We start from the raw sequence: 20,825 nt of genomic DNA on the forward strand, positions 1-20,825 counted from the left end.
CTCAAGCGTTCGCTCTAGCCCGCATGCGCCAAGCTGGAGGTGTCCGTCAGATCGTGGGAAGCTCACTTCTTCTGAGCTTGCTTATAGATGATCTCGCCTTTTCCTACCGCGTTGACCACCCCACTTTAAAAGCCAGCGTGTAATCACGCTGAGTACGCTTTCCTTCTGTTACCATCTCGCTCTCCTCAACTACGACAAACTAGTATAGGACGGGACACGGCGTAAAAAAAGCCCCTGAAATCAGGGGCTTAGTCTTGATGAGTTGCCGGTGAATGCCTGAGCATTCAGGCTATCCCATCATTCCCACTCAATAGTCGCCGGCGGCTTCCCACTGATGTCATACACGACACGATTGAGTCCCCGCACCTCATTGATGATGCGATTGGAAACCCGGCCCAGCAACTCATGCGGCAGGTGCGCCCAGTGCGCCGTCATGAAGTCCTGCGTCTGCACGGCGCGCAGCGCGACGACGTAGTCATACGTGCGGCCATCGCCCATCACGCCCACCGACTTCACTGGCAGGAACACGGCGAAGGCCTGCGAGGTAGCTTCGTACCAGTTGCGCGGTGCGCCGTCCTGATCGAAACCGGGCACCACCACCGCTTCGTACGGCGTGTTGCGCAGTTCTTCGATGAAGATCGCGTCGGCGCGGCGCAGCAGGTCGGCGTATTCCTTCTTCACTTCGCCGAGGATGCGCACGCCGAGGCCCGGGCCCGGGAACGGGTGACGATAAACCATCTCGTACGGCAGGCCGAGCGCGACGCCCAGCTTGCGCACTTCGTCCTTGAACAGTTCGCGCAGCGGTTCCAGCAGCTGCAGCTTCATGTGTTCCGGCAGGCCGCCCACGTTGTGGTGGCTCTTGATGGTCTGGCCTTTCTTGCCCTTGCCGGCCGACTCGATCACGTCCGGGTAGATGGTGCCCTGCGCCAGCCATTTCGCGTTGGTCAGCTTGGCCGATTCGGCGTTGAAGACTTCGACGAATTCGCGGCCGATGATCTTGCGCTTCTGTTCCGGGTCGGTCACGCCGGCCAGGTGGCCCATGAACTGGTCGACCGCGTCGATGCGGATGACTTTCACGCCCAGGTTCTTGGCGAACATGTCCATCACCATCTCGCCTTCGTTGAGGCGCAGCAGGCCGTGGTCGACGAACACGCAGGTCAGCTGGTCGCCGATGGCGCGGTGGATCAGCGCGGCGGCCACGGACGAATCGACGCCGCCGGACAGGCCGAGGATCACTTCATCGGTGCCCACCTGGGCGCGGATCTTCTCGACGGCTTCGGTGATGTAGTCCGGCATGTTCCAGTCGGACTTGCAGCCGCAGATCTCGTGCACGAAGCGGCCCAGCATGGCCTTGCCCTGCACGGTGTGCGTCACTTCCGGGTGCCATTGCACGGCGTAGAACTTGCGCTCCTCGTCGGCCATGCCGGCGATCGGGCAGCTTTCCGTGGAGGCCATCAGCTTGAAGCCCGGCGGCATGTCCAGCACCTTGTCGCCGTGGCTCATCCACACCTTCAGCATGCCGTGGCCTTCGTGCGTGACGAAGTCGTTGATGCCGTTCAGCAGGCTGGTATGGCCGCGGGCGCGCACTTCGGCGTAGCCGAATTCGCGCACCAGGCCATTTTCCACCTTGCCGCCCAGCTGCGCCGCCATGGTCTGCATGCCGTAGCAGATGCCCAGCACCGGCACGCCCAGTTCGAACACGGCTTGCGGCGCGCGCGGCGAATCGCCTTCCAGCGTGGAGTTGTGGCTGCCGGAGAGGATCACGCCGGAAGCGCCGTAGTTGCGGACGAATTCTTCCGACACGTCGTACGGATAGACCTCGGAGAACACGCCGGCGTCGCGCACGCGGCGTGCGATCAGCTGGGTTACCTGGGAGCCGAAATCGATGATGAGGATCTTGGAGTGCATGTAATTGGCTTTACTGGACTGGAGAAAGCGGACAAAGAAGAAAACAAGAAGAAAACAGGAAGCGGAATGCGGAGGAAAAACGCCGGCGTCGAGGAACGCCGGCGTTTCAGGGGCAGCTTATTCCGAACGGTAGTTCGGCGCTTCCTTGGTGATCTGCACGTCGTGCACGTGCGATTCGCGCATGCCGGCGGAAGTGATCTCGACGAATTCCGCTTTCTCGCGCAGTTCGTCGATCGTGGCGCAGCCACAGTAGCCCATCGACTGGCGCACACCGCCCACCAGCTGGAAGATGATCGCCAGGACCGAGCCTTTGTAGGCCACGCGGCCTTCGATGCCTTCCGGGACGAACTTGTCGGCCTTGGCCGAGGCTTCCTGGAAGTAGCGGTCGGCCGAGCCTTCGGCCATCGCGCCCAGCGAACCCATGCCGCGGTAGGACTTGTACGAACGGCCCTGGTACAGGATCACTTCGCCCGGCGCTTCCTCGGTGCCGGCGAACATGGAACCCATCATCACGGTCGACGCGCCGGCGGCCAGCGCCTTGCTGATGTCGCCGGAGAAGCGGATGCCGCCGTCGGCGATGCAGGGCACGCCCGTGCCTTCCAGCGCCTGCGCCACGTTCGAGATCGCGGTGATCTGCGGCACGCCCACGCCGGCCACGATGCGGGTGGTGCAGATCGAGCCGGGGCCGATGCCGACTTTCACCGCATCGGCGCCGTATTCGACCAGGGCTTTCGCCGCGGCCGCGGTGGCGATGTTGCCGCCGATGACGTCCACGTGCGGGTATTTCGTCTTGATGTACTTCACGCGGTCGAGGATGCCCTGGGAGTGGCCGTGCGCCGTATCCACCACCAGCACGTCGACGCCGGCTGCCACCAGCAGGTCGATGCGTTCCTCATCCTTCGCGCCCACGCCCACGGCCGCGCCGACCAGCAGCTTGCCGTGCTGGTCCTTCGAGGCGTTCGGGTGTTCCGTGGATTTCTGGATGTCCTTCACCGTGATCAGGCCGCGCAGCTCGAAGGCTTCGTTGACGACGATCACGCGCTCCAGGCGGTGCTTGTTCATCAGGCGCTTGGCCTCGGCCGTATCGGCCGTTTCGCTGACGGTTACCAGTTTTTCGCGCGGCGTCATCTTGGCGCGCACTTCCGCGTCCAGCTCTTCTTCGAACCGCAGGTCGCGGTTGGTGATGATGCCCACCACCTGGGCGCCTTCGACGACCGGGAAACCGCTGATGCCATGCTGTTCGGTCAGCTTGATCACGTCGCGGATCTTCATGTCCGGCGGAATCGTGATCGGGTCGCGCAGCACGCCGGCTTCGAAACGCTTGACCTTCGCCACCTCGCGGGCCTGGTCGGCCGGGCGCAGGTTTTTATGGATGATGCCGATGCCGCCTTCCTGCGCCATTGCGATCGCCAGGCGGCCTTCGGTGACGGTATCCATCGCGGCCGACAGCAGCGGGATGTTCAGCGAAATATTGCGGGTCAGCTTGGTGCGCAGGGACGTATTGGCAGGCAGGACGTTCGAGTACGCGGGAACGAGGAGCACGTCATCGAATGTGAGTGCTTTTTGAAGAAGACGCATGGTAGTTTTCCTATCGGCGCAAAAGTGAATTATACAGAAGTTGGCGCAATAAGTCCTTGCATTATGGAAAAGTTGGTGCTTTCGAGATTGACACCCGGGCGCGATCGCGGTCCAATCACATAAATTCTTCACGGAAACAAATCGAATGAAACCAAGGCAATGGATGCTGGGCGCCCTGCTGCTGGCCTGCGGTGCGGCGGCTCACGCGCAATGGGAATGGAAGGATGCCAACAACAAGCGGCACCTGTCGGACCGGCCGCCGCCACCGTCCGTGCCGGCATCGCGCATCCTGAAAGCGCCGCGCGGCCAGATGCCCGACCTGCGCCGCGAAATGGCGGAGCCGGCACCCGCAGCGGCAGCGGCAACGGGTACGCGCGAGAAAAGCGCACCCACCACGGCGGACCGCAATGCCGAGTTCAACAAGCGCCGTACCGAAGCGGCCGAGCAGGCACAGAAGGCTGACCAGCAGGCGCGGAACAAGGCGGCCGGCGCGGCCGCGTGCGACAACGCGCGGGCCAACCTGCGCGTGCTGGAATCGGGCATCCGCATCGCCTCCACGGACCGCAACGGCGAGCAGGCGTTTCTGGACGAAGCACAGAAAGCGGAACAGGTGCGGCGCAATCGCGACACGCTGGCCACCCATTGCCAGCAATAAAGTTTGACCACGCACAAGAGCGCCCATCATAGCCGCGGTCGTCTCAACGATATAAGCCAGACTACGCAAAGCCTTATCCGTTGAACCGACCAGCGAGCGAAAAATGAATGCTTTCACGAACGTGCAAATCATTAACGGGCCCAATGGGGAGCCCGTGTATGTCGTCATCCCATATACCACCTACATGCAGACGCAGTCGCGCCACAAGGACACCGACGTGCCGCACCAGGTAGTGGGCATGATCGCCGAAAACGCCTGGACGCCGGCGCGCGCATGGCGTGAATACCTGGGCCTGACGCAACTGGAAGTGGCGACCCGCATGGGCATCACCCAGCCGGCCTATGCGCAGCAGGAAGTGGGCTTGCGGCCGCGCCGCTCCACTCGCGAACGCATCGCCATGGCGCTGGGCATCGCGCCCCGCATGCTGGACTTTTAACGTTGGCGTATTGGTACAACAGGCCTTGAAAGAGCCCCGCTCGACCGCGGGCCGCGTGCTAGGCTGATTGGATTCACCAGCCAGCAGCGAGGCCGACATGAAGCGCCCGTCATTGTGCTTGCCATTGTGCTTGCCATTGCGCCCGTCCTTCATCAGCGCCGCGTTTTCCGCCGCGGCGTTTCTCTCCACCGTCCCTGCCGCGGCAACCGCCGCGGCAGCGGGCGCATCACTCGGCCCCCTCACCTTCATCCTCGTCGACCTGGACCTGGCCGACGGCATCGATCCATCGATCACATTCGCGGGCACCTCGGGCAGCGCTGTCGCGCCGATGGCGGTCGCTCGCCTGACGCTCGATGGCGCGTCCACAGAGACGGCATTCCCGACCTGGACGCACCCCGCGCCGATCGAGGATGCCGTCGAGCAGGGTACCGTGTCGCTGCGTGCCACGGCGCAGTTCAGCCTCGCCGGCCGCGAATCTTCTTCCGGCGCCCTGCTGGCGGCGGCGGTGGCGACGCAGGTGCTGGTGGCGGAGCCCGGCCTGGCGGCCATCAGCAGCCTGGCCGTCGACACCGGCTCGACGGCGTTTACGCTGGCGCCGAACACGGCTGTCGTGTTCAGCGTGCCATACGATGTCAGCCTGTCGACCGAACCGCCGCCGGGCGCCGGCGAACGGCTGGAGGCCGGGGCGGTAGAGGTGTGGCTCGACGTAGCCGGTCTCGGCAACGCCCATGACGAGGTGCGCTGGCTGAACCAGGCACCGGACGGCACGGGTTTCCTCGAGGTGTCGGTGCAGAACTATGGCGGCGTCGACGGGAGTGGCGTGTTCCGCTATGGCACCGAACTGCAGGCCGAATCCATCACGCCGGTACCCGAGCCGGGCATGCTGCCCATGCTCGGCGCCGGGCTGGCACTGCTGGCGGCCTTCGCTGGCGGGAAGGCGTTTGCTCAGGAAGCGCTGTCGCGCTTGGCGCGCCGCCGCCGGGCATCCTTCGGATCGGCGATCAGGGCCCGGTAGATCTCGATACGGTCGCGTGGCTGCAGCACGGTATCGAGGGTTTTCTTCTTGCCGTAGATTCCCACCGGCATGGTGACGAGATTGATTTCCGGCGCTTCCTGCAGGATGCCGGACAGCTCGATGGCCTGGCCGATCGTGGTGCCCGCCTCGACATCGAGCGCGCGCAGGATCGGCATCGCCACCGACGTTGCATCCGGACCCGGCGCCGGCGCGTAACTCAGCGAAACCTTGATGCGCTCGGCCATGCTGTCAGCCATACACCGTTTCAGCGCGCTTGCAGAACGAATCGACCATGCTGTTGGCGATCATGCCGAACACGGGGCCGATCACCTGCTCGAGCAGGCGGCTGGAGAATTCGTATTGCAGGTCCAGTTCCACCTTGCAGGCATCGTCGCGCAGCGGCTTGAAGGTCCAGGTGCCGTGCAGCGTCTTGAACGGGCCGTCGACCAGGTTCATCTTGATGGCCGTGGGTGGCGTGTTCGTGTTCGACGTGGTGAAGCTTTGCTTGACGCCATGGAAATTGATGCCCACCGACGCCACCACGGAATTCTCGCCCCGCTCCCGCACTTCCACGCCGCCACACCATGGCAGGAATTTGGGATAATCCTCCACCCGGTCCACCAGGTCGAACATCTGCTGCGCGCTGTATCCAAGGAATACCGATTTGTGCACTACCGCCATTTATTTAACCGTTTGATATCATGTTGGACAAATCGCGCCCTGGCGCGAATGAAGACTGTAGTTTAACCGACCCGCGCCTGCGGCACGTTCCATAAGAAATTCACATGACCATCGCTGATAACCGCAAAGCCTTCCACGACTATTTCATCGAAGACCGCTATGAAGCGGGCATCGCGCTCGAGGGCTGGGAAGTGAAGGCAATCCGCGATGCGCGCGTCCAGATCAAGGAAGCTTACGTTACGATCCGCGATAACGAACTGTACCTGTTTGGCGCGCATATCAGCGCACTGCCCACGGCTTCCACCCACATCCACCCGCAAGCGGTGCGCACCCGCAAGTTATTGCTTCACCGCCAGGAAATCGACAAGCTGATCGGTAAAGTCGAACGCTCCGGCTACACGCTGGTGCCGCTCAACCTGCACTTCAAGGGCGGCCGCATCAAGTGCGAGATCGGCCTGGCCAAGGGCAAGAAGCAGCACGACAAACGCGCCTCCGAGAAGGACCACGACGCCAAGCGCGAAGTGCAGGCGGCGATGAAGCAGAACCGGCGCTGACATGCCGGGCGATGCGAAGGCGGGGCAACGCGGCATCAGCCTCGCCGCGCTCGCGAGCCTGGTGGTCCTCGGCGTGACCGTTCCCATCGCCAACCGCGCACGGGGCGGAGGGTTCCGTGGCGGCCTCTCGGGCTGCGGGGACTGGAACTTCACGTGCCTGGGCGACTTCCTCCTGGTCTACGCGATCGGCTGCGGTATCGGGCTCATTCTTGCGCTGGTGGCCTTTGCGTCCACGGGGCCGCGCAAGTTGCTCAACTGGTCCGTGCTGCTGCTGAGTATCGGGCCACCGCTGTACCTCGTCATCCAGATCGCGATGGCCTAGGCTGCAAGGCCGGCGTTGGCACTTCGCAAAGCCGTCGCACGGTTGCCACGGCACGGTACGCGGGATTTCCGTGCGGCAATGGCGCGTGCTACACTTTCCCGGCTATTCACTCCGGGTTCTCCCATGCTTGCCAAAGTCGCTACTGCCACCGCCCTTGCCGCCGCCCTGGCTGGCTGCGCCGTTCCCTACACGCCCGCCCCGCTGGCCACCAATTTCCCGACCGCGCGCCAGGAAAAACTGCAGGCCGCCGCCCACTGGAACGCGATCGCCGACCACATCGAACAGCGCGTGGTGACGGAGATGAAGAAGCACCCGCAGCGCCCGTTCCACATCGCCGAGGACAAGGATGCGTCGCCGTTCAAGCGCGCCGTGACGAACCAGGTCATCACATCGCTCGTCAAGGATGGCTTCGTGGTGTCGCGCTCCCCGGCCGGCGCGTGGAAGGTCGAGCTGGATATCCAGGCCGTGACGTTCAGCCCGAACCGTCCGCAGTACCGCTACTCCGGCGCGCACACGGCGATCGCCAATGGCGCCTGGGTGCTGTCCGATATCGACCCGACCGTGGGCCTGGTCGCGCTGGCCGGCGCGGGCGATGCCTATCACTGGTTCCACAGCCAGTTCGCCAAGGGCGCGACGCCGGCGACGGAAATCATCGTCACGCTGTCCGTCGGCGACCAGTTCCGCTACCATGCCCGTTCCACATCGGCCTACTACGTGGCCGATATCGACCGCGCTCTGTACGGCATCAAGGAAGAGGACAAGCAAGTGAGCAAGGTATTCCAAGTGCAGGGGGGCCGCTGATGCGCGCCGTCGCCCTGCCCCTCCTGTGCGCGGCATTGCTGGGTGGTTGCGCCAGCGCGCCGCCGAAGGAAGAGGCGAACTACGCCACGCTGTCGTCGAACCAGTTCGTCAGCGCCAACTACAAGGCGGCCGATGCGCTGCTGGTCCAGCTGAACGGCAAGCTGTCGGCGGACAAGCCGCTGATCATGGCCACCATCGTCAACATCGACGCGCTGGAACAGACGTCCACGCTGGGCCGCCTGATTTCCGAGCAGGTATCCACGCGCATGGCCCAGGGCGGCCTGAAGATGCTGGAAATGAAACTGCGCACCTCCGTCTACCTGAAGCGCAACCAGGGCGAACTGATGCTCACCCGCGAGATCGGCGAAGTGGCGCAGACGCACAGCGCCCAGGCCGTGGTGGTCGGCTCGTATGCCGAAACCAGCGACATGGTGTTCATCAACGTGAAGGTGGTGCAGCCCACCACCAACTTCGTGCTGGCCGCGCACGACTACGTGCTGGCCAAGGAAGGCATCGTCCGCTCGATGCTGCTGCAGCGCTGACAGGGGCTGGCGGCCCGGCTATAGTGGCGCTTTCAACCATGAAAGCCCGCCATGTTCGACCGCTGCACCTGGCTGAACGAGCCGCCTTCCCACCACATCGATGATGGCGCGCTGCAGGTCGTGACCGGCGACGGCACGGACTTCTGGCGCATCACCAGCTATGGCTTCATCCGCGACTCGGGCCACTTCCTCGGCCAGCCGGTCGCGGCGCCCTTCACCGCGCAGGTGCGCGTGGAGGCCGACTTCACCGAACTGTATGACCAGGCCGGGCTGATGGTGCGCATCGATGCGCACCGCTGGCTGAAGGCGGGCGTGGAATTCTCCGACGGGCAGGCGATGCTGAGCACCGTGCTGACCAATGAATTATCGGACTGGGCGACCATGCCCGCGCCGCCGCTGCCGGAAGGCTTCTGGCTGCGCGTGACCGTCGAGAACGGCGCCATCCGCATCCAGTACTCGGCCGACGGACGCACCTGGCCGATGCTCCGGCTGGCGCCGTTCCCGGCTGCGGAACAGTACCTGGTCGGCCCGATGTGCTGCACGCCGCAACGCGCCGGGCTGGCGGTGCGCTTTTCTGACTTCACGGTGGGGCCCGCGCTGGGCAAGGACCTGCACGACCTCACGTAGCGGCCAGCAGCCCCGCCACCGCCGGCAGCACTTCCTGCGCGGGCAGCGCCAGCTTCAGCGTGATCAGTTCGTCGGCCCGGGTCTTGCCGGCGTTGACGGCCGCGATCGGCTTGCCCGCCGCCGCGGCCAGCTTGCAGAAACGGAAACCGGAAAACACCATCAGCGACGAGCCGACCACCAGCAGGGCGTCGGCCTCGTCCATCCATTGCAGCGCGTGGCGGGTGCGCTCGGCCGGGATGTTATCGCCGAAGAACACCACGTCCGGCTGCAGCACGCCGCCGCATGCCTCGCAGTGCGGCACGATGAATTCCTCCAGTGCTTCCGGCTCGACCTGCGCATCGCCGTCCGGCAGCGGCTGGGCCAGCACGCTGCCCAGCGCCGGATTGTCGCGCAGCAGGCGCTGCTGCAGTTCGGCGCGGTGCTGGCGGCGTTCGCAGGCCAGGCAGCGCACCGTGTGGATATTGCCGTGCAGCTCGATCAGGCGCGCGGTGCCGGCACGCTGGTGCAGGCCGTCCACGTTCTGCGTGATCACCTGGCCGACCCTGCCCGCGGACTCCAGCCGCGCCAGCGCGCGATGGCCGGCGTTCGGTTCGGCATGCGCCAGCGTCGGCCAGCCCACCATGCTGCGCGCCCAGTAGCGGCGGCGCAGCGCATCGCTGCTGCGAAATTCCGGCCCCTGCACGGGCGCCTTGCCGCGCCTTACACCTTCCTCGTCGCGATAGCCCGGGATCCCGGATGCGGTGGACAGCCCGGCGCCCGTCAGCACGAGCACGTTGCGGTGGCGGTCGAGAAACCCCGCCAGCTGGTCGATCTGTTCGTTCATGGTGTTCCTGCGGCCCGAAAGCTCCCATGTGAGGCCGTTCAGCGCCAGTCCAAGGCCGCGTAACTTACGGCCGAGCTGGTCGCAAAACAACAGCGGGACACACCAGGGACAGTCCCGACGTTGAAGCACGCGCCACCAAGCTCCCGCGCCGTACGGCTGAGCTGGTTGTTAAACAACATGGGGACAGTCCCGCCGGGAGGGACAGTCCCCAGTTTTTTTACAACACTGACTTTTACAACACGATGCGTGGCGCTCAGTTGCCGCGGAAGCGCAGCGTATTGATCAGCGTATTGGTCGTGTCGATGTCGGCCAGGGCTTCGCCGGAAATGCGCAGCAGGCTGCGCTCGCGCAGGCGCAGCAGTTCGTCGATCAGCTGGGCGGACGGCATGGCCGCCAGCGCCAGTTCGATCGGCTGGATGCCCTCGTAGCTGCCATGGCTGGCGAACAGCGCCGCCAGCAATTGCCGGGCGGCCGCTTCGTCCAGCCTGCGTGGCGGGGCGGCTTTTTCCGAGGGGGGCGAATCGGACAACTGCTGCACCAGCGCATCGAAATGCATGCCCGACAATTGCGGGCGCGTCTGCAGGTAGAACTGGCGCGCCTTGCCTTCCAGGCGGCGCGGGTCGAAGGCCAGCAGCGCGTCCCGCCCTTGCGGGCCGCCGGCGCGCAGCATGAACGTGGCGGCGCGCGCGAACGTGTCGGCGTCCGTGCTGTCCAGCAGCCTGGCCACGGCCGGCACGCTGTCCGGCGAGCCCACCCACATCAGCACTTCCAGCACGCGGTTGACGACAGCCGGGTCATTGAGCAGCCCGCGCAGGTGCTGCTCGGCACGGGTGCCGAATTGCCCGTACAGGTAGATGCAGACGGAGGTCGCGTCGACCGTGTAGCCATGCTGCGGCACCAGCACGGTCACGTCGCCGCGCAGGAATACCTTGTCGATCAGCGGGAACAGCCGGGGGTCGCGGTCGGCCGCGCTGGCGTGGAGGAAGCGGAACAGTTGCTCGGCCTGCGTCTTCGGCACGATGCCGGCCGGGTCGATCGCCAGCAGTGCCTGCATCGACAGCGCGCGGTCCGCGGGTTCGCCCAGCGCGCGCAGGAAGTAGCCGACGTCCAGCAGCACCAGCTGGCTGGGTTTCGGCTTCTTCAGCTCCGCCGCCAGTTCGCGCCGCAGCACCGGCAGCGCGGTTGTCTTGTGGTTGCCGAACCAGCGCCATGCCGCGTCGAGATCGCGGCGCTGCCGCTGCGCCTCCTGCCCGGCGGCCGCTGCCGGCATGGCCCGCATCCGCGCCAGGCGCTCCAGTGTTTCCTGTTCCGGCAGCGCCGCCGACGACGACGCGATTGCCGCCATGGCCAGCATCGCTGCCGCCATGGCCTTGTTCAATACCGCCATGAAGCTCCCTATTTGCCCTGCAGCCGCGTTTTCTGGTCTTCCACCGCGGCGCGCCATGCGTCGAAATGTTCGCTATCCTGCCACAACTCGCGCAACTCCGAGCGTTCGGAAAGGATCAGGTCGATGGCGCGGCCAGCCTTTTCCAGCAGGTCGGCGCGCGGCTTGTACTTGGCCTTGACGACGTCGACCCACGCGTCGATCGCGGCCGAGTCGTCGTCCTTCGGGCCGCCCCGGCCTTCCAGCCGCAGCAGCGTCTCGACGGCGGCCAGCCCTTCTTCGCCGAACGGCGCGTCCAGGTAATCACCGTTCTCCGGCGACAGCACGTTGTCCAGCGTGTCGCCGATGAAGTACAGGTCGTTCGACTCGTGCAGGTCTTCCGCCCAGTCCTGCGCGACATCGTTGCCGTATGGCCCCATTGCCCATGCTCCCATGCTGCCTCCCTGTTTCTGCGTTCGTTAAGTACGTTACTGCCTTACCGCGTTACATGGATTATTACGTCATGACGGCGTGCGCACCACGCGCGCCGTGTTCTGTGTCTTCACGACCTGCATCGCGGTGGCGATCAGGCTGCTCATGTCGCCCAGGTTGGCGGGCACGATCAGCGTGTTGTTGGTCTTGGCCAGTTCGCGGAACGCGTCCACGTACTGTTCGGCCACCTTCAGGTTCACCGCCTCTTCGCCGCCCGGCTGCTCGATCGCCGAACCCACCTGCCGCAGCGCCTCGGCGGTGGCTTCCGCGATCGCGATGATCGCGTTGGCCTCACCCTGCGCGCGGTTGATGGCCGCCTGGCGTTCGCCTTCGGAACGGGCGATGGACGCCTCGCGCTCGCCGGTGGCGATGTTGATCTGTTCCTGCTTGCGCCCTTCCGAGGCGGCGATCAGGGCCCGCTTGTTGCGTTCGGCCGTGATCTGCGCCTGCATCGCGTGCAGGATGTCGGCCGGCGGCGTCAGGTCCTTGATCTCGTAGCGCAGCACCTTCACGCCCCAGTTGGCGGCCGATTCGTCGATCGCGTTCACCACGGTGGTGTTGATGTGATCGCGCTCCTCGAACGTCTTGTCGAGCTCCATCCGGCCGATCACGGAACGCAGCGTGGTCTGGGCCAGCTGCGTGATCGCGGCGATATAGTTCGACGAGCCGTACGATGCGCGCATGGGATCGGTGACCTGGAAGTACAGGATGCCATCGACCTGCAGCTGCGTGTTGTCCTTCGTGATGCACACCTGCGACGGCACGTCGAGCGGGATCTCCTTCAGGATGTGCTTGTAGGCGATGCGGTCGACGAAGGGCACCACGATGTTCAGGCCCGGCGCCAGTGTCGCATGGTATTTGCCGAGCCGTTCGACCACCCACGCATGCTGCTGCGGCACCACGTTGATGGTCTTGAAGACGAAGACCAGCGCCACCGCGAGGAAGACCAGTGCCACGCCGCCGAAAGTAATATCCATGCATTCTCCTTGTTATTGTCGTTGTCGTTGTCGTTGTCGTTGTCGTGGTCAGGCGCCGACGATCAGCGTGCTGCCGCGCACTTCGCGGATCGTGTAGGTGCCTGCCGCAGCCGGTGCGCCCGGTGCCAGTTCCACATCCCACAGCGCGCCGCGGTACATCACGCGCGCCGTGTGGCCATCCCAGTGCGGCACCTGCACGGGCTGGCCGATGTCGAGGTTCACGTCCGGGTTGCGCGATGCGGCGACCTGCGCCGGCTGGTTGCGGCGCCGCCGGCGCAGCAGCACGGTGGCGATCACGGCGACCAGCGCGGCCGCCAGCATCTGGCCCGGCAAGTCGATGCGCAGCGCCGCCACCAGCGCGCCGGCCAGCGCACCCAGCGCGATCATCAGCAGGTAGAAGGTGCCGCTGAACAGTTCCAGCGCCACCAGCACGCCAGCGGCGATGAGCCACATGATCCAGTCAGCCATCTGTTTGTCTCCCATGAAAGTAAAACCCTCGCGGCCCTGGGTAGAGCGGCGAGGGTTGACGTAACGATAGAGCAATTTCAGGCTGTTGAACAGTTGGTGTTCGCGCAGGCACCGGGAATCTGCAGGAGAGAACCGGTCGGTCCGCCGCAGCGGTCCGACACCGAAAAGCCGGTGTCCGACACCAGGGCCGGCAAGGCCCCGGGCGCCCCGGCTGCCTTACTTGCGCATTACTTGCGCAGCTCAGCCAGCTTTTGCCACGTATCGATGACCGAGTCCGGGTTCAGCGACATCGACTCGATGCCCTGCTCCATCAGCCACTCGGCCAGGTCCGGGTGGTCCGAAGGACCCTGGCCGCAGATGCCGATGTACTTGCCCTGCTTGCGGCAAGCGGAAATCGCCATCGACAGCAGCGCCTTCACGGCCGGGTCGCGTTCGTCGAAGTCGGCGGCCAGCAGTTCCATGCCGGAGTCGCGGTCCAGGCCCAGGGTCAGCTGGGTCAGGTCGTTGGAGCCGATCGAGAAGCCGTCGAAGTATTCGAGGAACTGGTCGGCCAGCACGGCGTTCGACGGCACCTCGCACATCATGATCAGGCGCAGGCCGTTCTCGCCGCGCTTCAGGCCATTCTTGGCCAGCAGCTCGACGACCTTCTGCGCCTGGCCCAGCGTGCGCACGAACGGCACCATCAGTTCCACGTTGGTCAGGCCCATGTCTTCGCGCACGCGCTTCATGGCCAGGCATTCCATGGTGAACGACTCGGCAAAGTCAGCGGAGATGTAGCGCGCCGCGCCGCGGAAGCCCAGCATCGGGTTTTCCTCGTCCGGCTCGTAGCGCGAACCGCCGATCAGCTTCTTGTACTCGTTGGACTTGAAGTCCGACAGGCGCACGATGACCGGTTTCGGCCAGAACGCGGCGGCGATCGTGGCCACGCCTTCGGCCAGCTTGTCGACATAGAACGCCTTCGGCGAGGCATGGCCGCGCGCCACCGATTCCACGGCCTTCTTCAGGTCCGGATCGATGTTCGGGTATTCCAGGATCGCCTTCGGGTGCACGCCGATGTTGTTGTTGATGATGAACTCCAGGCGGGCCAGGCCCACGCCGGCGTTCGGCACCTGCTGGAAATCGAAGGCCAGCTGCGGGTTACCCACGTTCAGCATGATCTTGACCGGCAGCTGCGGCAGTTCGCCGCGCGAGACTTCGGAGATTTCCGTTTCCAGCAAGCCGTCGTAGATCTTGCCTTCGTCGCCTTCCGCGCACGATACGGTGACGAAGGTGCCATCCTTCAGCAGCCCGGTCGCATCGCCGCAGCCGACCACCGCCGGCACGCCCAGTTCGCGGGCGATGATCGCCGCGTGGCAGGTACGGCCGCCACGGTTCGTCACGATCGCCGAAGCACGCTTCATCACCGGTTCCCAGTTCGGGTCGGTCATGTCGGCCACCAGCACGTCGCCGGGCTGCACGCGTTCCATCTCGGACGGGTCGCTGATCACGCGCACCGGGCCGGCGCCGATCTTCTGGCCGATCGCGCGGCCCGATGTCAGCACGGTACCGGTCGACTTCAGCTTGAAGCGCTGCTGCGCGTCGGTGGCCTTCTGCTGCGACTTCACCGTTTCCGGGCGCGCCTGCAGGATGTACAGCTTGCCGTCGCGGCCGTCCTTGCCCCACTCGATGTCCATCGGGCGGCCATAGTGGTTCTCGATGATCACGGCGTATTTCGCCAGTTCGACCACTTCGACGTCCGTCAGCGAATAGCGGTTGCGCAGTTCGATCGGCACATCCACGGTCTTCACGGAGCGGCCGGCGCGGGCCTCGCTGGTGAATTCCATCTTGATCAGCTTCGAGCCGATATTGCGGCGGATGACGGGCGACTTGCCCTGCTCCAGCATCGGCTTGTGCACGTAGAATTCATCGGGATTCACGGCGCCTTGCACCACGGTCTCGCCCAGGCCGTAGCTGGAGGTGATGAACACCACGTCCTTGAAGCCCGATTCGGTATCGATGGTGAACATCACGCCGGCCGCGCCGGTATCGGAGCGCACCATGCGCTGCACGCCCGCTGACAGCGCTACCTCGGCATGCGTGAAACCCTTGTGCACGCGGTAGGAAATGGCCCGGTCGTTGTACAGCGATGCGAACACGTGCTTCATCGCGTCCAGCACGTTGTCGATGCCGACCACGTTCAGGAAGGATTCCTGCTGGCCCGCGAAGGAAGCATCCGGCAAGTCTTCCGCGGTGGCGGAGGAACGCACGGCGAACGACACTTCGGTTTCCGAACCGGCCACCAGGTTGTCGTAGAACGTGCGGATTTCCTGCTCCAGGCGCGGCTGGAACGGCGTATCGACGATCCACTGGCGGATCTCGGCGCCGGCCTGCGCCAGCGAACGCACGTCGTCCACGTTCAGGTCGGACAGGCGGTTGGCGATGCGTTCGGCCAGGGGCGCGCCGCCGTCGATGCTGTGCGACAGGAAGTCGCGGAAGGCCTGCGCCGTGGTGGCGAAGCCACCCGGCACGCGCACGCCGGCGCCGGCGAGCTGGCTGATCATTTCGCCGAGCGAGGCGTTCTTGCCGCCGACGGATTCCACGTCGGTCATGCGCAGGTTTTCGAACGACGCCACGTAGGTCGAAACCCCCGTGGCATTTTCGCCGGCCTGCGCCTGGTCGGGAATAACAAGTGCTGCGTTGGACAAGTTGGTCATGGTGACACCTTACTGATGATGGGAATCTGTTGGCCGTCCATGGGGTTGCCCCGGCTGCAGTGAGTCTCTCGACTTCTTGGTGTTATTCTTGGCGTCGCGCAGCGCATTCTGACCGTTGCCGGCCATTTTACAGCCTGTGGCGAAAATTGACAGTTCACAATCAAAAGCTATTTTCATGACATCCGAACAACGCCCGACCTCCGCCCGCACCGTATTTTTCGTTTCCGATGGTACCGGCATCACCGCAGAAACCTTCGGCCACTCCGTGCTGACCCAGTTCGAGATGCGCTTCCGCCAGATCCGCCTGCCCTTCATCGACACGGTGGACAAGGCCCACGCGGCGGCCCGCAAGATCAACGAGGCGGCCATCGCGGACGGGCAGCGCCCGATCATTTTCAGCACGCTCGTGCAGGCCGAACTGTCGTCGGTGATCCGGCAATGCAGCGGGCTGCACATGGACCTGTTCCAGAGCTTTGTCGCGCCGCTCGAGGAAGAACTGGGCATGAAGTCCACGCACACCATCGGCCGCTCGCACAACATCGTCGACAGCGAGGAGTACCGCAACCGCATCGAGGCGATCAACTTCTCGCTGGCGCACGACGATGGCCAGTCGCACAAGAACCTGGCCGAGGCGGATGTGATCCTGGTCGGCGTGTCGCGCTCCGGCAAGACGCCGACGTCGCTGTACCTGGCCATGCAATACGGAATCAAGGCGGCGAACTATCCGCTGATCCCGGACGATTTCGAGCGCGGCAAGCTGCCCTCGGCGCTGTATGCGTACAAGCCGAAGATCTTCGGGCTGACCATCACGCCGGAGCGGCTCACGGAAATCCGCAACGAGCGGCGCGCCGGCAGCAAGTACGCGTCGATCGAGAACTGCCGCTATGAAGTCAACGAAGCGGAAAACATGATGAAGCGGGAAGGCATCCGCTGGCTGTCCTCGACCACCAAGTCGATCGAGGAAATCTCCACCACCATCCTCCAGGAGATCAGGCCGCACCGCCGCGAATACTGATCTCCAGCCTTGCGGAGAAGCGGCAGGCCGCCGGCCGGCCCGCCACCCGCTTACGGCTGGCCGTTGCCGCCGGCGACTCCGTACACGTGGCCCGTGGTGTAGCTGGAGTCGTCGGAGGCCAGCGTGACATAGGCCAGCGCCAGCTCGGCCGGCTGGCCGGGGCGCTTCATCGGCGTGTCGCCGCCGAAGTTGACCAGCGCATCGGGCTCCTGGCCGCCGCACACCTGCAGTGGCGTCCAGATCGGCCCGGGCGCCACGGCGTTGACGCGGATATTCTTCTCGGCCAGCTGCTTGGCCAGCGATTTCACGAACGCCACCTGGGCCGCCTTGGTCTGCGCATAGTCGAGCAGGTTGGCCGACGGGTCATACGCCTGCACGGATGCCGTGACGATGATCGCGCCGCCGTTCTTCATGTGCGGCACGGCGGCCTTGCAGATCCAGAAGTTGGCATACAGGTTGGTTTTCATCGTCCAGTCGAACTGCTCGGTGCTCAGGTCGAGGATGGAATCGATGGATTGCTGCCGGGCCGCATTGCTGACGAGGATATCGAGGCCGCCCAGCTGTTCCGCGGCCTTGTCGACCAGGGTCCGGCAAAAACCTTCGTCGCGGATATCGCCCGGCAGCAGCACCGCCTTCCTCCCCGCCTTCTCGATCAGCGCCTTGACTTCCTGCGCGTCCGGTTCCTCGAACGGCAGGTAATTGATCGCCACGTCGGCGCCTTCGCGGGCATACGCGATCGCGGCGGCGCGGCCCATGCCGGAATCGCCGCCCGTGATCAGCGCCTTGCGGCCGGCCAGGCGGCCGCTGCCCCGGTAGGTCGTTTCGCCATGGTCGGGCCGCGGCGTCATCTTGCCGGCCAGCGCCGGCCACTCCTGCTGCTGGCGCGGGAATGGCGGGCGCGGATACTTCGGGTTGCGGCGCGCGCCGCTGCCCTGCCCGCCGCCTCGTGCATCGCCCTGCTGCGCCATCGCGCCGCCCGCCGCGGCGGTGCCCGCCGCGGCAATCGTGGTGGCCACCGCGCCGACGAAGCGGCGCCGCGATGCCTGGATATCCTGTTCGGTCATGTCTTGCTTGTCGCTGGGTTCCATCGGGTGACTCCTGGTCCTGGGGTTGGTCATGGGGGGTGTGCCGTTTGTGTAAACTGCCGGGATGACAATGTAGACAGAAAAAAAACCCGCTGCCACACCTTTGCCGCCGGAAAGCTGTCACAACTTGCGGCGCCCCGCCGTCTTGTGGAGACCATCCATCCGCCATGAAGCCAGAAACCATGAACGACCACACCGTTGCGCAATTCGACGCCCTCCGCCCCCGCCTGTTCGCACTCGCCTACCGCATGCTGGGCATCCGCGCCGACGCGGAGGACGTGGTGCAGGATGCCTGGCTGCGCTGGGCCGCCAGCAGCCATGACGCCGTGCAGTCGGCCGAGGCGTGGCTGGTGACGGTCGCCACCCGGCTGTCGATCGACCGGCTGCGCAGCCGCAAGGCCGAACGCGAAGCCTACGTGGGCTGGTGGCTGCCCGAGCCGCTGGTGGAACTGGACGAGCACACGCCGGAAACGGCGGCCGAGCTGGCCAGCGAGGTCTCCGTGGCGATGCTGTGGGTGCTGGAGCGGCTGGCGCCCGAGGAACGGGCGGCTTTCCTGATGCGGCAGGTGTTCGACCAGGATTACGCGGACATCGCCGCCACGCTGGGCAAGAGCGAAGCGGCATGCCGGCAGCTGGTCTCCCGTGCGCAGGCCCGGGTACAGCAGGAAACGCCGCGCTTCACGGTGCCGGAGGACGTGCACCGCGACCTGCTGGCGCGCTTCATGCAGGCCGCCGCCGGCGCCGACCGCGAAGCGATGAAGACCTTCCTGGCCGGCGACGTGCGGCTGGTCTCCGATGGCGGCGGCAAGGTGCCCTCGTTCGGCAAGATCCTGGTCGGCGCGGCGCGCATCGCCGGCGTGTACTGGTCCGTGGAACACGCCAACCCCGGCAAGGTCACGTACCGGATGGCGCGCGTGAACGGGGAGCCGGGCATCGTGCGCTATGTCGGCGGCATCGTCGAATCGGCGCAGGCGTTCATCATCGAGGGTGACCGTATCGTGGCGATTTATGCGATCCGCAATCCGGACAAGCTGGCGGGTATCGCGGCGCTGGGGTGAATACGACTGGTGTTTGTGACAAATGCCGTGGAATGAAGCGCTACTCGAAACATTGAAGGCGCATGCATTCACGCCAATAGCGAAAGGCTGGGGTCAGACCCGCCGGGTCTGACCCCTGATTTGCACTTGGGGTAGGCTTAATTCAATCAGACCGCCACTGCCCGGACGAGCCACCAAGACGTGACGCCCGACGTTCCCTGCCGCCAAATGTGCGCGGGCGAACCGACCGGTCCGGCAAGCAACGGTAGCATCCACTCATCAAAAGGGCGGGCGCCCGTTTGCCATCGCGCGCCCGTCTTCTCCTCGTACCGGCCGCCGCGCGGCGCGGTGCTTCCCGATGCAGGCCCCGCCCTGCCATTCATCCCGTCCGACAAGGAGAAGACATGGACTATGTAGTGCTAGGTAACGACCTCAATACCTGGATGATCGCCATCGGCATCGCCGCCGCCGTCAGCATGGCGCTGTACGCCGCCAAGCGCTTCCTGGTGCGCCGCATCGGCGCGTTCGCCGAGCATACCGCCACCCACGTGGACGACATGGCCGTGCGCGTGCTGAAAACCACCAGCACGGCGTTCATCGTGGCGATGGGCCTGTATGCCGGTACCCAGTGGCTGCTGCTGTCGCCGAAAGCGGAAACGCTGCTGCGCAACCTGGCCGTGGCCATCCTGCTGCTGCAGATCGCCCGCTGGCTCGACGTGGGCGTGCGCGGCTGGATCGATTTCTACCGCAAGAAGCGCGGCGCCACCGACGTGGCCGCGACCACCTCCACCGCGGCGCTGACCTTCGTGGCGCGCGCCGCGCTGTGGGCCGTCATCCTGCTGATGATCCTCGATAACTTCGGCGTCAACATCACCACGCTGGTGGCCAGCCTGGGCATCGGCGGTATCGCCGTGGCGCTGGCCGTGCAGAACATCCTGGGCGACCTGTTCTCGTCGCTGTCGATCCTGCTCGACAAGCCGTTCGTGGTGGGCGACTTCATCACTGTCGACGACCTGGCCGGCACGGTGCAGTACGTGGGCCTGAAGACCACCCGCATCCGCAGCCTGAATGGCGAGGAAATCGTGTTCTCGAACAGCGACCTGCTGAAGAGCCGCATCCACAACGTGCGGCGCATGGAAACGCGGCGCGTGGTGTTTTCCGTGGGCGTCACGTACGAGGTGACCGAGGAGCAGCTGGAGAGCATTCCCGGCATGCTGAAGGACATCGTGTCGGCCCAGCCGCAGCTGAAATTCGACCGCGCGCACTTCAAGTCGTATGGCCCGTCGTCGCTCGACTTCGAGGTGGTGTACGTGATGCAGACGCCCGACTACGGCCTGTTCATGGACACGCAGCAGGCCATCAACTTCGAGCTGTTCAAGCGCTTCAACCGGGCCGGAATCGAGTTCGCATATCCGACGCAGACCGTGAAGCTGTCGAACCCGGAAGTGCTGCGCGGCGAGGCGACCAACGAAACCTACGACGGTACCGAGGAACGGCGCCGGCCGGCTCCCGAGCCGCGGCCGAAGTCGCAGTAAATTCATTGTTGCAGTGATCCTTAATGTCCCATTGATGCACCAGGGCGCATCGATCCACAGCGTCGCATTGCTCCAGCACCGTAATACATTCTTACAAATGTATTGTTAGAAATATAGTATAATGGCGCCGCATTCTCCGGGATGCGGCGCTTTTGTCATCGAAGCACCATCCCTGCCGCTTCCCTCCTCTGGCAATGGCCGGCATGCCGCCGCCGTTG

At 64.9% G+C, this 20,825-nt stretch carries 22 protein-coding genes; 11 read left to right on the forward strand and 11 right to left on the reverse strand.

The window, feature by feature from the left end:
* Window positions 1–297: 297 nt before the first annotated feature.
* Entirely contained in the window at window positions 298–1,908 is a 1,611-nt protein-coding gene (guaA, locus tag OU994_RS20595; protein WP_131145312.1) for a glutamine-hydrolyzing GMP synthase, read from the reverse strand.
* 117 nt (window positions 1,909–2,025) lie between these two features.
* Window positions 2,026–3,486: an IMP dehydrogenase gene (gene guaB, locus OU994_RS20600; RefSeq protein ID WP_131145311.1), complete on the reverse strand. Its 1,461-nt coding sequence runs from the start codon at window positions 3,484–3,486 to the stop codon at window positions 2,026–2,028.
* A gap of 145 nt (window positions 3,487–3,631) precedes the next feature.
* On the opposite strand from guaB, the gene OU994_RS20605 reads away from it, so the two are divergent.
* From OU994_RS20605 to OU994_RS20615, 3 genes are all read left to right on the forward strand, one after another.
* Entirely contained in the window at window positions 3,632–4,141 is a 510-nt protein-coding gene (locus tag OU994_RS20605; protein WP_281607460.1) for a DUF4124 domain-containing protein, read from the forward strand.
* Window positions 4,142–4,244: 103 nt separating this feature from the next.
* Entirely contained in the window at window positions 4,245–4,577 is a 333-nt protein-coding gene (locus tag OU994_RS20610) for a helix-turn-helix domain-containing protein (RefSeq protein ID WP_131145309.1), read from the forward strand.
* A gap of 130 nt (window positions 4,578–4,707) precedes the next feature.
* A complete protein-coding gene (locus tag OU994_RS20615) occupies window positions 4,708–5,592 on the forward strand; it encodes a hypothetical protein (protein ID WP_281607461.1) in 885 nt (294 codons plus the stop codon).
* On the opposite strand, the gene OU994_RS20620 is transcribed toward OU994_RS20615, so the two are convergent.
* The gene (locus OU994_RS20620; protein WP_281611677.1) at window positions 5,523–5,837 is read right to left on the reverse strand and encodes an RnfH family protein; all 315 of its coding nucleotides are present in this window, start codon (window positions 5,835–5,837) and stop codon (window positions 5,523–5,525) included. The genes OU994_RS20615 and OU994_RS20620 overlap by 70 nt on opposite strands.
* A 4-nt stretch (window positions 5,838–5,841) precedes the next feature.
* Window positions 5,842–6,273: a type II toxin-antitoxin system RatA family toxin gene (locus OU994_RS20625; RefSeq protein ID WP_281607462.1), complete on the reverse strand. Its 432-nt coding sequence runs from the start codon at window positions 6,271–6,273 to the stop codon at window positions 5,842–5,844.
* Window positions 6,274–6,377: 104 nt separating this feature from the next.
* Between OU994_RS20625 and smpB the strand changes: the two genes are divergently transcribed.
* From smpB to OU994_RS20650, 5 genes are all read left to right on the forward strand, one after another.
* On the forward strand, window positions 6,378–6,827 hold the full coding sequence (gene smpB, locus OU994_RS20630; RefSeq protein WP_130188867.1) for an SsrA-binding protein SmpB: 450 nt from the start codon (window positions 6,378–6,380) through the stop codon (window positions 6,825–6,827).
* Window position 6,828: 1 nt separating this feature from the next.
* Window positions 6,829–7,149 carry a hypothetical protein gene (locus tag OU994_RS20635; RefSeq protein WP_281607463.1) on the forward strand — a complete coding sequence of 107 codons (321 nt, stop codon included), beginning with the start codon at window positions 6,829–6,831 and terminating at the stop codon, window positions 7,147–7,149.
* A gap of 123 nt (window positions 7,150–7,272) precedes the next feature.
* Window positions 7,273–7,950: a hypothetical protein gene (locus OU994_RS20640; protein ID WP_281607464.1), complete on the forward strand. Its 678-nt coding sequence runs from the start codon at window positions 7,273–7,275 to the stop codon at window positions 7,948–7,950.
* On the forward strand, window positions 7,950–8,492 hold the full coding sequence (locus OU994_RS20645) for a FlgO family outer membrane protein (RefSeq protein ID WP_281607465.1): 543 nt from the start codon (window positions 7,950–7,952) through the stop codon (window positions 8,490–8,492). Before OU994_RS20640 ends, OU994_RS20645 begins: the two co-directional genes overlap by 1 nt.
* Before the next feature lie 51 nt (window positions 8,493–8,543).
* Window positions 8,544–9,119 (forward strand): DUF1349 domain-containing protein, encoded by a 576-nt coding sequence (locus OU994_RS20650; protein WP_281607466.1) that lies wholly within the window; start codon window positions 8,544–8,546, stop codon window positions 9,117–9,119.
* Here the strand turns inward: OU994_RS20650 and OU994_RS20655 are convergent.
* From OU994_RS20655 to ppsA, 6 genes are all read right to left on the reverse strand, one after another.
* Window positions 9,112–9,942 carry an NAD-dependent protein deacetylase gene (locus OU994_RS20655; protein WP_131145302.1) on the reverse strand — a complete coding sequence of 277 codons (831 nt, stop codon included), beginning with the start codon at window positions 9,940–9,942 and terminating at the stop codon, window positions 9,112–9,114. The genes OU994_RS20650 and OU994_RS20655 overlap by 8 nt on opposite strands.
* 253 nt (window positions 9,943–10,195) lie before the next feature.
* Complete coding sequence (locus tag OU994_RS20660) at window positions 10,196–11,329, reverse strand: hypothetical protein (RefSeq protein ID WP_281607467.1); 1,134 nt, start codon at window positions 11,327–11,329, stop codon at window positions 10,196–10,198.
* Window positions 11,330–11,337: 8 nt separating this feature from the next.
* Entirely contained in the window at window positions 11,338–11,760 is a 423-nt protein-coding gene (locus OU994_RS20665) for a DUF4259 domain-containing protein (RefSeq protein WP_281607468.1), read from the reverse strand.
* A gap of 66 nt (window positions 11,761–11,826) precedes the next feature.
* Window positions 11,827–12,774, reverse strand: coding sequence for an SPFH domain-containing protein (locus OU994_RS20670; RefSeq protein ID WP_131145299.1), 948 nt, complete (start codon window positions 12,772–12,774; stop codon window positions 11,827–11,829).
* A 48-nt stretch (window positions 12,775–12,822) separates the two neighbouring features.
* The gene (locus OU994_RS20675; RefSeq protein ID WP_281607469.1) at window positions 12,823–13,242 is read right to left on the reverse strand and encodes an NfeD family protein; all 420 of its coding nucleotides are present in this window, start codon (window positions 13,240–13,242) and stop codon (window positions 12,823–12,825) included.
* 227 nt (window positions 13,243–13,469) lie between these two features.
* A complete protein-coding gene (gene ppsA, locus OU994_RS20680) occupies window positions 13,470–15,926 on the reverse strand; it encodes a phosphoenolpyruvate synthase (protein ID WP_373922626.1) in 2,457 nt (818 codons plus the stop codon).
* Window positions 15,927–16,110: 184 nt separating this feature from the next.
* On the opposite strand from ppsA, the gene OU994_RS20685 reads away from it, so the two are divergent.
* Window positions 16,111–16,950, forward strand: coding sequence for a pyruvate, water dikinase regulatory protein (locus OU994_RS20685; protein ID WP_131145297.1), 840 nt, complete (start codon window positions 16,111–16,113; stop codon window positions 16,948–16,950).
* A 50-nt stretch (window positions 16,951–17,000) separates the two neighbouring features.
* Here the strand turns inward: OU994_RS20685 and OU994_RS20690 are convergent, their stop codons facing one another.
* The gene (locus OU994_RS20690; RefSeq protein ID WP_131149017.1) at window positions 17,001–18,014 is read right to left on the reverse strand and encodes an SDR family oxidoreductase; all 1,014 of its coding nucleotides are present in this window, start codon (window positions 18,012–18,014) and stop codon (window positions 17,001–17,003) included.
* A gap of 188 nt (window positions 18,015–18,202) precedes the next feature.
* Here OU994_RS20690 and sigJ point away from each other — a divergent pair, with 188 nt between their 5' ends.
* Entirely contained in the window at window positions 18,203–19,093 is an 891-nt protein-coding gene (gene sigJ / locus OU994_RS20695) for an RNA polymerase sigma factor SigJ (protein ID WP_281607471.1), read from the forward strand.
* 383 nt (window positions 19,094–19,476) lie between these two features.
* Window positions 19,477–20,607 (forward strand): mechanosensitive ion channel family protein, encoded by a 1,131-nt coding sequence (locus OU994_RS20700; protein ID WP_281607472.1) that lies wholly within the window; start codon window positions 19,477–19,479, stop codon window positions 20,605–20,607.
* The last annotated feature ends 218 nt before the right edge of the window (window positions 20,608–20,825 follow it).

The sequence above is a fragment of the Pseudoduganella sp. SL102 genome (assembly GCF_027856995.1).
In the GTDB taxonomy this organism is placed as follows: Bacteria; Pseudomonadota; Gammaproteobacteria; order Burkholderiales; family Burkholderiaceae_D; genus Rugamonas; species Rugamonas albidiflava.